A 16,055-nucleotide genomic window follows, 5' to 3' on the forward strand; every position below is an offset into this window, starting at 1 on the left:
CCGATGTACAATTTCATAATTGATTTTATATTTTCAAATTCTCTGCTAAGAAACCAGCAGAGTTTTGAAAATAGTCTAATGATTGAAGTAATGACAAAAAAGATTGATGTACTTACATCAATCTTTTTTTCTGTAAATGAAGGCATAGGGTTAAACCTTGTAAGTGCTGGTTTTTATAATACTCTAGGGATACAGTAAAAAAACTCGCTATACAATGGTACTAGCAAAATTTATTAATTTATATATATTAAAAGTTATAGGAATGTGATTTGGACATAAGTGTAAAATAAGTTTCATAGAGGAAGCTTTTAGAAATGAAGTTTGAGGGTATTAAAACTATACTTAAGGGCAACATATGCTCAATTGTAGCATAAAAAATAATGCCGAAATAATTGTAACCTTTATGAGGTGAATTTATTAATTTGGCATGATATAATAAATTGACATTTTACTGTTAAGAGGAGAATTATAATATGGGGAAACGTTATAAAAAGAATGAAAAGAAACCAATAAATAAAAAGAAGAGAGTATTAATAGTTGCGACAGTTGTTATCATTATAATTGGACTTGTTGTTGGTGTGCCATATTACATGCTAAACTCACAACTTTCAAAGATACATAAGACTAAGCTTCCTACCAATATAGGAATTGATAATAATTCCTATTTAGAGAAAAACAAAGAATTACAGGATAATTATATAAATATTTTATTAATAGGTGTGGATGCAAGGGACCCAGATGTGAGTTCGCGTTCTGATTCAATGATGATTGCTACTATAGATAAAAAACATGACAAGATAAAGCTCTCATCACTAATGAGGGATATGATTGTAGATACTACAGGACATGGACCTATGGAGGGATTAAATCAAGATAGATTAAATCACACATATGCTTATGGTGGAGCAGCACTTACTCTAAAGACTATTAATGAAAACTTTAAAATGAATATAAAAGATTATGTTGAAGTAGACTTTTTTGGGCTTGAAAAGATAATAGATCAAGTTGGTGGAGTAGAGATAAATGTTACTTCAGAAGAGGTTCCGTATTTAAATGGCTATATAAGTGAAGTTGCTAAGATAGAGAAAGTAACTCCTACTTTAGTTAAAAAACCTGGGTTGCAGCTTCTAAATGGGAAGCAGGCAGTTGGTTATGCAAGAATAAGGTATGTAGGTAGAAGTGACTTTCAAAGAACAGAAAGACAAAGAACTGTTTTAACAAAAGTTTTTGAAAAGATATCTAATATGAACTTATTGCAGCTAAATAATGCGATTGGTGAAATGATGCCAAATGTTACTACTAGTATGGATAGATCAGAAATAATAAGTTTATCTAAAGATGTGCTTTTAAAGAAGATAAATAAAGTGGATCAATTAAGAATTCCTATAGATGGACATAACAGTACAATCTATGTTAGAGATACATATTTCTTAGGATGGGACAAAAAGGAAAACCTTGAAGCGCTTCATAAGTTTATATATGAAGAAGATTACAATGAGGATTCAATAAAGTAGACTTAGGGTATAAAGTAGCTTCGATTTTATTTACATCATTTAGGATGTGATTTATAATCGAAAATATGTGTGAGGTTTTACAAGTTAAGGTTTGGACAATGGTTTTAAAAGAGCATACACAACAGTGGATGCTCTTTTTATTGCATAGGAAAAGTATCTAAACCTAGATATCTCAATGGTTTTAGAAGTGTTTTATGACTATACAGTAAAAAAATGAAACATATTCGCCTGCCTGACTTTCCTATTATGTATTCGGAAAGGCAGATATTTTAAAAAAGATCTCTTAACAAGGTTGCTTCAACGACTTTTTTACTGTATAGGAAAGTTAATCATTGTAAGAAGCACTGATTATATACTATATTATATATGTATATATTTGAACGGATAGTTTTGGAGGAAAATGATATGAACAACAGAGATAACCTTCCTATTAAGGGGAATAAGCTAAAGCAAATTTTATATAAGTATTATTATGCTCTGTTACTGATAATTTTGGCTATAACTGTTTTTAGCTTAACATATAGACTTGGAGTGGCTCCTATAAAAGATTGGGATGAGGCTAGACACGGAGTAAATGCTTATGAAATGCTTAAAAATAATAATTATATAGTAAATACTTTTAATTATGAAAATGACTACTACAACTTAAAACCACCACTAAGCTATTGGGGAATAATCTTAGGTTTTAAGATATTTGGGTACAATCTAATAGGTTTTAGAGCAATATCAGTTCTGAGTGCTTTTTTAACTATAATTATTGTAGCAGTCTTTTCGTACAAGAGATTTGGAAGAATTGCATCACTAGTATCAGTTATGGTTATGGCCACTTCAATACACTTTTTACAGTTTCATGGAGCAAGAAGTGGTGATGCAGATTCAATGTATGTTCTGCTATTTACCATTTCAATTATGGCAGCAATAAATTCATATTATAAGAAGAGTTACATATATATAACTGGACTATCCTTCTCGCTGGCATTTTTAGCTAAGAGTTGGCACACTATGGCTATCGTAGGTATTGTTGGATTATATCTAATAATTACAAAACTCATTTTAAAATTTAATTGGAGACAATGGCTTGTATTTATTGGATGTAGCTTTGCTCCTATTCTTGTATGGGCGCTTATAAGAGTAAGATATGATGGGTTTAAATTTATTGATGCTATGATAAGATATGATTTGCTTTCTAGAACTAATTCATCAATAGAGGGGCATACAGGTCCTTGGTATGATTATATTGTAGATTTAGTTGTGTATTATAGATGGTATATTGCTGTTTTTATATTACTTCTGTTTATACTAATAGTATCCCAAAATATAAGATATGCTATTAAGGACAACTTTAATGAGTTTATAGGATTAATAATATGGGTAGTGCTGCCGTTGGTTTTATTTTCAATTGCCAAGACAAAATTAGCGTGGTATATATTCCCTGTATATCCACCATTAGCACTGCTAATAGGATGGATGGCTGAGTATAGTATTAAAAGCTTTAGAAGAAGTGTATATCCTGTTATATTATGCTTAGTTATTGTAGCTGCAGGAGGATTATATGAATATAAGTTCTTAAATTATATTAGGACTGAACCGGCAGATGTGTTTGAAAACTACCTAAGAGATAGCAGGATATCTTTAGACAAGTATACTTCTTATGTTTATAGACCTACTCAAGTTGAAGGTACGGATTGGAACCAAAGAAATGTGTTTGCTTTAGAACTTTTTAAAGATGGAAAAGCAAAGGATGGCGGCATAAAGGAATTCTTGAAAACAGACAAGGACAGTATTCTGTTTTTAGATAATAATGATGCATCATTAAAGTTAATTAAAGAAAATAATCTTAAAATAGTAGACTCTAATAGTAATATAATATCTGTAGTTAAGCAGTAAATAGAGCTAAAACTTATCACAATCTCATGTAAAGATTAGATGCTATTTTTAGTTATAATTTAACTAGTTGGCCGGATAATTAATATGGTTGAACCTATGTTCAAAATAGTAACTTTTAAATTTAAGTTACTATTTTTTATTCTTTAAGAAATTATAATTCAATGAGATCTAGAGATAGATTGGTTCCAAATAAAGATATAAATCAAGTTAAATGCCATTAATATTTAAATAGATTATTTGGATGTTTTCTAATAATAGAAGTGGAGTATCAAAATAAGTATGCGTAACAGATTTAAAACGTAATATAAGTTATTTGTATACAACTAAACCTTAGTATAATAAAAAATAGTCATTACAAATTGTAGTAACTTATAAAAACAAACCAAAAAAATGACACCAAAAACAAAAAACAATTACTTATGTAAACGTTCGAACCATTGTAAAATAATACTTGTAAACGTTGCAGTGAGGGGGAGAAAGGATGCAGGAACGAGGAACAGCCGTAGTAATAAATAAATCAAAAAACAAAGTACCATTCAAAGAAAAGTTTGAGAAGTTAAAACTAAAGTTTAAGAATCAAAAGCAACTGCAAGTCATGGCATGGCTTGGAGTTATATGGATGATTATATTTTCCTACATACCAATGTACGGGGTAGTAATTGCTTTTAAGAAGTACAATATTACTAAACCTATATCAGAAGCACCATGGGTAGGACTTCAATACTTTAAAGAGTTTTTAGCTGATGACAACTTCATGAATGTAATGAAAAACACACTAGGAATCAGTATATTTAAACTTATAGTATGTTTTCCATTACCGATAATATTTGCATTGATGCTGAATGAGCTTACATCTATAAAGTTCAAAAAATTTGTACAAACTATATCATACCTTCCACACTTTTTATCATGGGTAATATTAGGTGGAATAATGATGAACTGGCTTTCAGATGTAGGAATACTCAATACAATATTAACAAGTCTACACATAATAAAAGAGCCGATTACCTACCTTGGGGAACCAAAGTACTTTTGGCAGATATCAGTAATATCAGAGTTATGGAAGGAATTGGGCTGGTCAGCTATAATATACCTTGCAGCTATAGCTGGGGTGGATCCCGAACTGTATGAAGCAGCAACCACTGATGGAGCTGGAAGAATTAGAAAAATGATAAGTATAACTTTACCTTGCATAAAACCTACTATAGCACTACTATTTATTCTTGCAGTATCTGGACTTTTAAATACTAATTTTGACCAAATAATGGTTTTGAAAAATCAGTTAAATGCTAGTGCTAGTGATGTTTTAGATGTATATGTTTATAGAATGGGTTTACAACAAGCAAGATTCTCTTATGCAACAGCAGTAGGATTATTTAAATCAATAATAGCATTTATGCTTTTATGGTCTGCTAATTTTGTAAGCAAAAAGATGAATGATACATCATTATTCTAGGAGGAGCAAGGTATGAAGATAAATTTTTTAAAACGCCGAACTAAAGGCGAAGCAGTATTTGATACTATAAACATAATAATCATGCTAATAATATGTTTTATAACTATATATCCAATTTGGTACACCGTAATTAACTCTTTTAATGAAGGACAAGATGCTATGCTTGGAGGAATTTATTGGTGGCCAAGAAAGTTTACATTAGATAATTACAAAGCAGTATTTAGTAATGCAGGGATTATAAAGGCCCTAGGAGTAACTGTTGCAAAAACTGTAATAGGAACTGTAGTACATGTTTTCTTTACGGCGATGGTAGCATATGCTCTTTCAAAGAAGAGTCTAGTTGGAAGAAATATATATACAACTTTAGGACTAATAACATTATTCTTTAGTGGTGGTCTTATACCTCTATACTTACTTATAAGAAATTTAGGAATGTTAGATAACTTTTTAGTTTATATAATACCAGCAGCATTTAGTTTTTATGATTTGTTAATATTCAAATCATTCTTTAGTCAGATACCGCCTTCGCTGGAGGAAGCAGCTAGGATAGATGGAGCTACTGACTTTAAGATATTTATTAGGGTAGTAATACCTATATCACTTCCAGTAATTGCAACAATAGCATTGTTCCATGGAGTGTATCAATGGAATGACTACTTCACAGGTATGATCTATATAAACAATAATGATTTACAGCCTATACAAACTTATTTGTATAAGATTGTAGCTCAAACTGGTGCTAATGCAGTAAATACAAATATGCCTGGTGCGGTAGGAGCATCTACAGTTACACAGCAGACTATAAAGCTTGCAACTATGGTTGTAACTACATTCCCAATAGTATGTGTTTATCCATTCCTTCAAAAGTACTTTGTAAAAGGAATGCTTTTAGGTTCAGTAAAGGGTTAACAATTTCTGATTAACATTAAGTTAACTTATTCAAATCCTAAACAATTTTAATCAGAAGTTAGTATAAATAAAATTATCTTAGGGGGGACTAAGTATGGTCAAGAAGAAAATTTGTAAGGCTTTAACTATAGGTCTAGCAACTGTAATGAGTGTAGCACTTTTTGCAGGCTGCGGTACTACTAAAGAAAAGACTCAAGAAACAACAAGTAATTTAACTGCAGACCAACCAGGTTGGAAGGAAGATACTTCACCTATAACTCTTGATTGGTATGTTAACTATTCATGGTTCACTAAGAAGTGGCAAGACGATGCTATTTCTAAGTATGTAACTAAGAAAACTGGTGTTACTCTTAATCTAATATCACCAGCTGGTAATGAAGCTGAAAAAGTAAATACTATGATTGCATCAGGTAAGCTTCCAGATATTTTAACTTTAGATTGTAACGATGCTGCAATTAAGACTATGATTCAAGGTGGATTAGTATCTCCATTAGATGAATTAGCTCAAAAGTATGATTTGTACTTTACTAAGGTTGCAGATCAACAAAAACTTGACTGGTATAAGCAAGAAGACGGTCACGTTTATGAATATCCAAATGCATCATCATCTTTAAAAGATTTCGATAAATATAAGGATCTTAAACCATCAAATCAAACTTTCTTAGTAAGAAAAGACATGTATGAAGCTTTAGGAAAGCCAGATATGTCAACTCAAGAAGGATTCTTAAATGCTTTAAAGGCTGCTAAAGAAAAGTTTGGTACTGTAAATGGTCAACCGTTGATCCCAATAGGCTTCCATGAATTTGGAGACACAGGAAACTATTCTTTCGAAGCTTATTTACAAAACTTCTTATCTATTCCAATGGATAAGGATGGAAAGTTCTATGATAGACAAACTGACCCAGAATATGTAAGCTGGTTAAAGACTTTCAGAAAAGCTAACGAAATGGGACTTTTAGCAAAAGACATATTTGTTGATAAGAGATCACAAATGGAAGAAAAAATTGCTCAAGGCAGATATTTTGCTATGTTATATCAGAGATCAGATATGGCTACACAACAATTAGCATTATACAAAAAAGATCCTAATTCAATATATATAGCTGTAGATGGACCTAAGAACTCTAAGAAAGAACAATCAAAGCTTTCAGGAGACAGTTTAGGTGGTTGGACAGTAACACTTGTATCAAAGGCTTGTAAAGATCCAAAGAGAGCTATAAGATTCATAAGTTACTTAATCAGTGAAGAAGGTAATAAAGACTTATTCCTAGGTGAAAAAGGCGTAACTTACGATACAATAGACGGAAAAGAACAATTCAAACCAGAAGTTCTTGACTTATTAAACACAGATAGAGCTGCATTCGATAAGAAATACGGTGCATCATTCACTTACTGGATGTTAATGGATACTAACCTACAACTTAAGTGGGCTCCTCCATCATCAGCACCAATAAAGGCTATGGAAGATTGGACAAAAGGAAAGACTGTAAGCTATGCAGTATTTGATAACACTAAACCAACTGGAGATAATACAGAGGGGATAGCAAATACTAAGATAGAACAACTTTTCGGAGCTACACTTCCTAAGTTATTAATGGCTAAGTCAGACGCTGAATTCGATAGCATATTTACTGAATTCAAGAAGAAGAGAGATGAAGCTGGATTCGATAAAGTTATGGCTTACAAACAAAAACAATACGAATCTAATAAGACTAAATTAGGCGTTAAATAGTAATTATAATAAGGTGTTGTCTTGAACAATGGTTCAAGGCAGCACCATAATTTAATTTGAAATAAATTCTAATATTGAAAGAAATATGGTATAATAAGGTGAATGAATTTTTAAACTCTCCAAGAAAAGTATCTAGAATAAAGCGTATAATTAGTGATTGCATATATTTTTTGACAAAAATGAAAACCTTTAAATGGGGGGAGAGAATGCTAAGAAAGCTTATTGCCAAATTTAATAATACTACCCTTGTAAAAAAGTTCTTAATTTCTTACATAAGTGTAATTGCTATACCTATATTAGCAGTTGTATCAATATCTTATGGAACAATTCAGAATAGAAACCGTGAAGATGCACTAAAGCAAAGTGATTATAAACTAGATGCCGAGTATCAAAATATTTATAGAAATATGAGCATAATGGGCAACATCATACAAATTGTAATAAATAATAAAGAGATGTTAGCATTTATAGGTGGAACAGAAGAGTACAGCACTGAAGAGTTGGTAAAGTTCAACAATACAACTTATAAGGATATTGTAAGTCTACAGTATAACAATGCCATGATTGAAGGAATAAATATTTTTACTGACAATGAAAAGGTGAATGAAATCTGGCCTTTAATTTATAGAGAAAACAGAATAAAGGACAATCTGTGGTTTCAAAAGACACTTGAAAATAATACAAAGGTTTATTGGGACATTAATCATTTTGATAGGGATATTAATAAAGCCGTAGTAACTAACGAGGGGGAACCTAATCAAATAGTTTCGCTTAATAGAGAGTTAAGGTATCCAGAGGATAAACATATCGGGGTAGTAAGAATAAATATGGCTTCGAAAAATTTCTTCCCAAAGATGTACGAGAATCCAAATGATGATAGCAATGAAATGCTTTTGGTAAATAAGAATGGAAAAATGTATGGAAACAAAGACAATGCTTTTGAGCAAAATGCCAAGTTTAATAAGACAAAGTTCTTTAATGCATTTCAAGATAAAATTCAAGGCAATGATGGCAGATTTTCATATAAAGATGGGTTTACTGAATATACGGTGGTTTACAAGGCAGCTCCTATAGAAGACTGCTATCTGGTGAACGTGATAGATATCGGTAAGGTAAATAGCAGCATAAAGTATACTAGAAATCTATTTGTAATTGGAACTATTTTTCTCATAGTAATGCTTTCTTTAATAATATACTACATAACAAACATAATACTTAGGAGATTATATATAATTATAAAATCCTTAAAGAAAGTTCGTGGCGGAGATTTAAATGTAGAAATACCTGTTTATAGCAATGATGAAATTGGTCTTTTAGCCCATCATTTTAGACAGCTAGTAAACAAAATAAATGTACTTATAAAAGATAGTATAGATAAAAAAACTGTAACTAAAGAAGCAGAATTAAAAGCCTTAAAAAATCAGTTAGATGCTCATTTTTTATATAATACATTAGAAAACATAAGAATGATGGCAGAGATAGAAGAGAACTATACTGTATCAGATTCTTTGGCAAGTCTTGGTGAAATGATGAGATATAATATGAAGTGGGATAGAGATTATGTTCCTTTATTTGAGGAGATAAACCATATCAAAAATTATATAGCATTGATGGCAATAAGATTTGAGCATAACATAAATTTAAAAATAAATATTGATGAAAAGTTAATGGACAAGGAGGTACTTAAGTTATCTCTTCAACCATTAGTTGAAAATGCAGTAAAACACGGATTGAGTAAGAAGCTTGTAAAAGAGGATGGTACAATAGTTGTTGATGGTAAAGAGGATCAAGAGTTCACCTATATAACTATTACAGATAATGGCTGTGGAATAGATGAAGATATTCTTATAGAATTGAAAGAGTTTTTAAATAGCAATGAACAAAACACAAAGCATGGACTTGGAATGAAAAATGTATATGAAAGAATAAAGATTTATTATGGAGAGTATTATGGCATCGATATTGTCAGTAAAAGAGGTTATTTTACTAAGATAATACTAAAATTACCAAGGTAAGGTGGAGAGGCTATTTGAAAAAGGTTTTGATAGTTGATGATGAAAAGTTTATACGAAATGGACTTGAATCCATAATTAAAAGAAGATATGAAGATAAATATGAAACCATTTTATGTTCAAATGGAATTGATGCATTGGATAAAGTAAAGAATGACGAAATATTTTTTGTAATTACTGATATAAGAATGCCTGATTGTGACGGACTAGAATTTTTGAAGAAATTAAATAACGAAGAAATAAAAATTCCAACATTGATTCTTAGTGGTTATGATGATTTTAATTATGCTGTAGAAGCATTAAGATACGGTGCGAAGGATTATTTATTAAAGCCTATAAAAAAGAATGAATTATATGAGTGTATTGAAAAAATAGAAAAAGAATACGATCTAGCTATGGAAAATAGCAATAAGGAGAGTATTGAGCTAATAAATGAAGTTAGTAATAGGTTCAATATAATACTATTAAATGAAAGACTTAACGACGACTCAGTAAAAGAGGAATTAGCAAAGCTTTGTCAGGGAATTGACGAAAGTTCTTATTATTTAGCTGTTCTGTTTAAAAAAGATTTAATGATGATTCCTGAAACAGAAAGAAATGAAAAGTATGATGAGCTGTTAAAAGCAATTATACGGCAGGAAGAAAAGGTTTCTGCCTTTGTTGATAATCAAGGAAACTTGAATATAATCTATAGTGACATTAATGCAATAGCTGATATAAAAAATTGGATTAATGAAAATAAAAAATACGGATACTGCTGTGGAGTAAGTAATAATTTAATTGATTTTAATCAATTTAGATTAGGATATAATAATGCCATACTTGCTTTAAAGAGTAATCTAATATACAAGGAAAATAGACGTCTTACAACTTATGACTATGTATTAGAAAAGAGTAAAACTATTGTTCAAAATGAGATCGTTGAAAAGCTTATTAATTTAATTGGAACTAAAAGGCGTGATAAGATAATTGAATTCCTGCAGTTAATCTATGCTGAAGAAGTGGTTAGAGAGCATGGTATTGTATATCTTGAGAGATCTAATGAAAAGTTGATGAAAAACATGAAAAGTTATTTAGATCAGCAAATGTCTAGTAACTTAGAGTTGAAGCATAAGCTTGAATTTATAAGTAATATTTTAAACTTTAGTAACTATAGAGAGTTTTATTACGAGCTTAAAGAATTAGTGCTTTATGTTGATGAGTTGCTTTTTGAGATGAGAAGAGCCTTGTGCGATAAGAGCTTTATAGGAAAAGCTATTGAATATATAAATGATAACTATTCTAAAAATTTATCACTGACTGTGGTATCAAATGTAGTATCTGTTAACTACAGTTACTTCTCACAGGTATTTAAAGAGCATACTGGAGAGAACTTTATAAATTATTTAAGAAATATAAGAGTGAAAAAAGCTCAAGAACTCTTAAAAGAGCAGGAACTTAAAGTCTATGAGGTTGCTGAGGCTGTAGGATATTCTGATTCAAAGCAGTTTACGAAGGCTTTTAAGAGTGTCACTGGAATAACGCCACAAGAATTCAAAGAAAAGCAGTTTATTAATTAATATTTTTTGATGTGTGCTGAAATTTAGGTGTCACTATCTCCAATGCTTGAATGAGCTTCGCAGAGAATTAATATGACTTATTACAATAAGATAGAAGAATCCCTTCATATTAAACTTATATTTTCAAATCCTCTGCTCAGAACCCAGCAGAGTTTTGAAAATAGTTTAATTAATGAAGGGATTCTTCTTTGCTAAAACTGTATAACTCACTACGTTCGGACAATACAGTTGATTAACGCTATCTTATCTTCATAAGTCATTTAATTCTAGTTGCTTGCTCATATAGCATCTCCGTTAGTAACACCTAAAATTCAAAAGTAATATTAAAATAATACTAATTAGCATTTTAAGAGGAAAACTAAAATTAGATGGTTATATTTTTGATGAATGAGAGTTGTGAAGGATTTTATATATGTAGGAAACTAGATTATAAACAGTATTAAATATAGAACAAGCTTAATTACTTTAATGATAGCATCATAGATGGATTTACTAAAAATTATAATAAAAATAGTAATTCTATTATTACCTAATAATAGAATTACTATCAATTGATAATAAGTATCATGAATATTCAAGCAGAAAAGAAAATATATATAATGATGAAAGTATTAAAAATACCGGGGTGTAGAGAAATATCCTCGGTATTTTTGTTGATTATAATGGGTAGAAGTATTATTTAATGAAAAATTTTCTAAAAAAAGTCTTTACAATTAATAATAACTATTATATAATATGAATTGTAAACAGATTAACCAGTTATCAAATGAAATTAATATATATGATTTAAGAGGAGGATTTAGAAATGAAGAAGTTTATATGTACAATATGTGGATATGTTTATGAGGGAGATGCTGCTCCAGAGAAATGCCCAGTATGTGGAGCACCAGCTGCAAAATTTAATGAACAAAGCGGAGAACTAGTATGGGCTGATGAGCACAGAATCGGAGTTGCTCAAGGCGTTGATGAAAGAGTATTAGAAGGCTTAAGAGCTAACTTCACTGGAGAATGCACAGAAGTAGGAATGTATCTTGCTATGAGCAGACAAGCTGATAGAGAAGGTTTCCCAGAAGTTGCTGAAGCATACAAGAGAATAGCTTTTGAAGAAGCAGAACATGCTGCAAAGTTTGCTGAATTATTAGGAGAAGTTGTAGTTGCTGATACTAAGAAGAATCTTCAAGCTAGAGTAGAGGCTGAATACGGAGCAACTGCTGGTAAGAAAGAATTAGCTACATTAGCTAAGCAATTAAACTATGATGCAATCCATGATACAGTACATGAAATGTGTAAAGATGAAGCTAGACATGGAAAAGCTTTCAAGGGTTTATTAGAAAGATATTTCAATAACTAATTATGACATATCAAAGGACAGGCGCTCGCCTGTCCTTTTTAGTTTTTTGCTGTTACTAGAATTTAGATATCACTACATCCAATGCTTCAATGATCTTCACAAAGAATTAATATGATTTTTTCCGATTAAATAGCTAAAACTTTATAACTCACTATGTTCGGACAATAAAGTTTCTTAACGCTATTGAATTTCCAAAAAACATTTAATTCTAGCTGTTCGATCATATAGCATCTCCTGTAGTAATATCTAAATTTAATACATAACAGCATATATGACTAAAGATTATGTAGTGTTACATCCGATATTTCAATGAGCTTCGCATAGAATTAATATGATTTACTCCAATGAAATGACTAAAACTTTATAACTCACTACGTTCGGACAATAAGGTTTCTTAACGCTATTAAATCTCCAGAAATCATTTAATTATAACTGCTTGCTCATATGTATCTCCTGTAGTGGCATCTAAATTTAATATATAACATTGAATACAACTGAAAGTTATATAAATTGTATGTAAAGTAGATTTATTAAAGTCCTTTCTGATCTCCTTTGGCAAGGCCTCTTTCTTCTAGGATCTCGTAGATTGTCTTTGAGGTAGTGTCTGCCATTGTGTAGCCTAGAGCTTCTACAACTTCTTTAAGTTCATCTTCGTGAGCTGTTTCTATCTCTATGTAAGGGAAAGGGCAGAAGTTTTTGTCGTTGATATCTATTTCAACTAAGGTGTTTTTATATTTATAGCTTTCTCTAGATTTTTTTATAGTTTCAACTAAAGTAAGTCCTAGAGAATTAAATAGCTTTTCAGCAGTATCACCGTCATCTACTATTATCTCGTTTTCTTCCATTACCTTATATTTTTCTTGAGATAGCATCTTTTTAGTGGTCATGAAATAAACTATTTTATTATTAATTTTGTCGTCAATAGTTCTAACTCTAGCGTATCCTTTAGCTGATAAAAGTCTTCTATCTGGAAAATCAAAGATTTTATTTACTTGATCTTCATCTTTAACTTTATATCCTCCAAGATTGGTTATTTTCTCTTTTATTTCCTCTACATCGATATCTAAAATTCTTGTTTCTAATTCTTGCATAGTTTCCTCCAGGTTTTTTATTTTAATAATATCTATATGGATGTACCACTTCGTAATAAAACTTATTATTTTGGCTATGTTTAAGAATATTGTTGAAATTGATTGGTTATACAGGAGACGCTATATGAGCGAGCAACTAGAATTAAATGATTTTTTCAGATGGAATGGCGTTAAAAAACTGTACTGTTCGAACGTAGTGAGTTTACAGTTTTAGCCATGGAATATGACAAAATCATATTAATTCTCTGCGTAAGCTCATTAAGGATGAACAACTCTACTCCTAAAAATATAAATTCAATTATAGAGTTGTTCATCTAAAGAGCGTCGGATGATTAACCAATCAATTTCAACACGGTGCTTTAATAGCACCATTATTTTTAAATTCTCTCACCAGAAGCCGTGAGAGTTTTAAAAATAGATTGCGGTTCGAAGTGGTACATCTATAGTTTATCAAAGTACCTATAAACTTCAACATTTAAATTAATTAGGTTTGAGTATAAAGATATTTTTTATTCTTTGGAATCTATAACTCAATTATATCTGTGGACAAATATGAATAACTACTTAAAATATAATGTGATTTATAGAATAAAAAACAGGAATTTGTCGCCTGCCAGAATTTCTTCACTACGTTCAGAAAAGGCAGATGCGCAAAAAAATTACTGAAGAAAGTCGCTTCAGCGATTTTTTCTTATGGAATTGTATGAAACATATAAGAAGTTAAACTTATTTTAGTCAAAGTAACTAAAATGAAAATCCTTACGGAAAGGATTACATTTTATGCTATAATGATATTATTAAGGTTATTCTATAATGGAGAAAAAATGGTTAGGGGGAAGTCATATGGACCAATTTAAGGAACAATTAGTCAGAGCACAAAATCCAGGAAAATATAAGGCAGTAAAAATACTTATGTACATAGTAGGTGTACTTGCAGTACTTTGTTTACTTACCGGAAACTTTATATTAGGGTTGCTACTTGTCGTGATTGCAGGTATACTTTTTTATGTGAAACGATTCTTTTATCTTGAGTTTGAGTATGTAATAACTAACGGAGAAGTTGATGTAGATGTTATATATGAAACAACAACAAGAAAGAAGAAAATGTCCTTTAACATGAAGGAAGTTTCACTTTTAGCACCTTATGAAAGTGATGAGTATAAGGCGTTAAGTAACAAGCCTTCGAAGATAATAACTGCAATACCGGAAGGAAATAAAGATAGAGCTTATGTAGCTGTAGTTACAGAGGGAAATGATAAGGCTCAACTAATTTTTGTTCCTAATCAAGAATTTGTGAATATTTGCTTTTTATTCAATCCGAAGGTGGTAAAGAAAAATTAGTACCAGAGGTGAGTAGATGGAATACGTAAACGACATAAGTATCGTAGAAGCTGTAATTCATATATTGGATACAAATGGAGATGAACCTATATTAAATGAGTATAGGTTAGAACTAAACGAAGATATATACAAATTTTTATACAGGCATATTGAAAGAGCCTTTAAGGATGAAGAACTTAAATATGCTGTATTTAATCCTGAAAGAAATATAGTAAAAGAAGTTTCTCAAGACTATCTAGATGGAATTAACTCAGATATTGTGTCTGTTTCTAAGGAACTTGCAAGACAAATGTTTGCCGTAATGAAAGGCAACGTGAACATTCCATCCTGTGATCTTATAGTTGTGTCTATTTCAACTGATCAGGGACCAATGCTTGCAATTATGAAGATGGATTATGTAAGAAATTTTACTCATAAGATAGATTTTATTGAAGATAAGATTGGAATTGATATAATAGAACAGGCTTCAGGACTTCCTGCAAGCAGCTCAAGGCTTCAAAAGTGTGCATTTATAAAACCATTAAGAGAAGAGCATACAATTAATCTAATGGTTATAGATAAGCAAAAGAAGTCAAAAGAAGAAGAAGAATACGGAGCAAATTACTTTATAAATAATTATCTAGGCTGCTCGATTGTAACTAATGAGAGAGATATGACTAAAACCTTTGTAAAGGCTACAGAAGCATGGACTAGAAATAACATGTATGAAGATGCAGATAAAGCCGAAAAGATAAGAAGTACCATTAAAAGCAAGCTAAAAGAAGAAGATACAATAAATGTGCAAGAACTATCTCATGAGCTTTTCAAAGAAGAGCCTCAAGCTAAGGAAAGTTTCGATCAATTTGTATCTGCGCAAGGTTTAGAAGAAGAAATAGCAGTAGATAAGCAATGGGTAGAGAAAAAGCTTAAAAGGGTAAGACTTAAAATTGATAAGGATATAGACTTATATTTGACTGAAGAAGCATATAATGATCCTCAAAGATTTGAAATACAAAGAAATGGTGACGGAAGCATAAACCTTGTGGTGAAGCATGTTAAAAACTATATAGAAAAGTAAACTTATGCCTGAAATTACATATAAGTTAATGAGGAAAGACTGTGGGAGACTGCAGTCTTTTTTTGTTGTATAAGAAAGTATATAATTTTTATGTTAACTAAACCTAGTAATTTTAACTGATTTCAATAGCTTTTTAGGTTATATGG

General features: G+C 30.7%; 11 protein-coding genes. 10 read left to right on the forward strand and 1 reads right to left on the reverse strand.

The features are described from left to right. The first annotated feature begins 473 nt into the window (after positions 1-473). From OCU55_RS19535 to OCU55_RS19570, 8 genes are all read left to right on the forward strand, one after another. A complete protein-coding gene (locus tag OCU55_RS19535; RefSeq protein WP_261853971.1) occupies positions 474-1,514 on the forward strand; it encodes an LCP family protein in 1,041 nt (346 codons plus the stop codon). A 405-nt stretch (positions 1,515-1,919) separates the two neighbouring features. Continuing rightward, entirely contained in the window at positions 1,920-3,401 is a 1,482-nt protein-coding gene (locus tag OCU55_RS19540) for an ArnT family glycosyltransferase (protein WP_261853972.1), read from the forward strand. Positions 3,402-3,882: 481 nt separating this feature from the next. Next, positions 3,883-4,857 carry an ABC transporter permease gene (locus OCU55_RS19545; RefSeq protein ID WP_261853973.1) on the forward strand — a complete coding sequence of 325 codons (975 nt, stop codon included), beginning with the start codon at positions 3,883-3,885 and terminating at the stop codon, positions 4,855-4,857. Positions 4,858-4,869: 12 nt separating this feature from the next. Next, entirely contained in the window at positions 4,870-5,766 is an 897-nt protein-coding gene (locus OCU55_RS19550) for a carbohydrate ABC transporter permease (protein WP_261853974.1), read from the forward strand. A gap of 94 nt (positions 5,767-5,860) precedes the next feature. After that, positions 5,861-7,498: a type 2 periplasmic-binding domain-containing protein gene (locus tag OCU55_RS19555; RefSeq protein WP_261853975.1), complete on the forward strand. Its 1,638-nt coding sequence runs from the start codon at positions 5,861-5,863 to the stop codon at positions 7,496-7,498. 206 nt (positions 7,499-7,704) lie between these two features. After that, the gene (locus tag OCU55_RS19560) at positions 7,705-9,513 is read left to right on the forward strand and encodes a cache domain-containing sensor histidine kinase (protein WP_261853976.1); all 1,809 of its coding nucleotides are present in this window, start codon (positions 7,705-7,707) and stop codon (positions 9,511-9,513) included. 14 nt (positions 9,514-9,527) lie between these two features. Next, on the forward strand, positions 9,528-11,069 hold the full coding sequence (locus tag OCU55_RS19565) for a response regulator transcription factor (RefSeq protein ID WP_261853977.1): 1,542 nt from the start codon (positions 9,528-9,530) through the stop codon (positions 11,067-11,069). 805 nt (positions 11,070-11,874) lie between these two features. Beyond that, positions 11,875-12,420, forward strand: a complete 546-nt coding sequence (locus tag OCU55_RS19570; protein ID WP_261853978.1) for an NADH peroxidase — start codon at positions 11,875-11,877, stop codon at positions 12,418-12,420. Positions 12,421-12,950: 530 nt separating this feature from the next. Here OCU55_RS19570 and OCU55_RS19575 read toward each other — a convergent pair. Further along, positions 12,951-13,511 (reverse strand): class IV adenylate cyclase, encoded by a 561-nt coding sequence (locus tag OCU55_RS19575; protein WP_261853979.1) that lies wholly within the window; start codon positions 13,509-13,511, stop codon positions 12,951-12,953. An 843-nt stretch (positions 13,512-14,354) separates the two neighbouring features. On the opposite strand from OCU55_RS19575, the gene OCU55_RS19580 reads away from it, so the two are divergent. Together OCU55_RS19580 and OCU55_RS19585 are read left to right on the forward strand one after the other, a co-directional pair. Next, complete coding sequence (locus OCU55_RS19580) at positions 14,355-14,852, forward strand: DUF6106 family protein (protein WP_261853980.1); 498 nt, start codon at positions 14,355-14,357, stop codon at positions 14,850-14,852. 16 nt (positions 14,853-14,868) lie between these two features. After that, complete coding sequence (locus OCU55_RS19585) at positions 14,869-15,909, forward strand: nucleoid-associated protein (RefSeq protein WP_261853981.1); 1,041 nt, start codon at positions 14,869-14,871, stop codon at positions 15,907-15,909. The last annotated feature ends 146 nt before the right edge of the window (positions 15,910-16,055 follow it).

This window comes from Clostridium folliculivorans (assembly GCF_024341905.1).
In the GTDB taxonomy this organism is placed as follows: domain Bacteria; phylum Bacillota; class Clostridia; order Clostridiales; family Clostridiaceae; genus Clostridium_AR; species Clostridium_AR folliculivorans.

What these genes read in the sequence shown, in the direction of transcription:
- OCU55_RS19555 (WP_261853975.1), top strand. Translation starts at nt 5,861, where the DNA reads ATGGTCAAGAAGAAAATTTGTAAGGCTTTAACTATAGGTCTAGCAACT.
- OCU55_RS19540 (WP_261853972.1), top strand. Translation starts at nt 1,920, where the DNA reads ATGAACAACAGAGATAACCTTCCTATTAAGGGGAATAAGCTAAAGCAA.
- OCU55_RS19545 (WP_261853973.1), top strand. Translation starts at nt 3,883, where the DNA reads ATGCAGGAACGAGGAACAGCCGTAGTAATAAATAAATCAAAAAACAAA.
- OCU55_RS19560 (WP_261853976.1), top strand. Translation starts at nt 7,705, where the DNA reads ATGCTAAGAAAGCTTATTGCCAAATTTAATAATACTACCCTTGTAAAA.
- OCU55_RS19550 (WP_261853974.1), top strand. Translation starts at nt 4,870, where the DNA reads ATGAAGATAAATTTTTTAAAACGCCGAACTAAAGGCGAAGCAGTATTT.
- OCU55_RS19570 (WP_261853978.1), top strand. Translation starts at nt 11,875, where the DNA reads ATGAAGAAGTTTATATGTACAATATGTGGATATGTTTATGAGGGAGAT.
- OCU55_RS19575 (WP_261853979.1), bottom strand. Translation starts at nt 13,511, where the DNA reads ATGCAAGAATTAGAAACAAGAATTTTAGATATCGATGTAGAGGAAATA.
- OCU55_RS19535 (WP_261853971.1), top strand. Translation starts at nt 474, where the DNA reads ATGGGGAAACGTTATAAAAAGAATGAAAAGAAACCAATAAATAAAAAG.
- OCU55_RS19585 (WP_261853981.1), top strand. Translation starts at nt 14,869, where the DNA reads ATGGAATACGTAAACGACATAAGTATCGTAGAAGCTGTAATTCATATA.
- OCU55_RS19580 (WP_261853980.1), top strand. Translation starts at nt 14,355, where the DNA reads ATGGACCAATTTAAGGAACAATTAGTCAGAGCACAAAATCCAGGAAAA.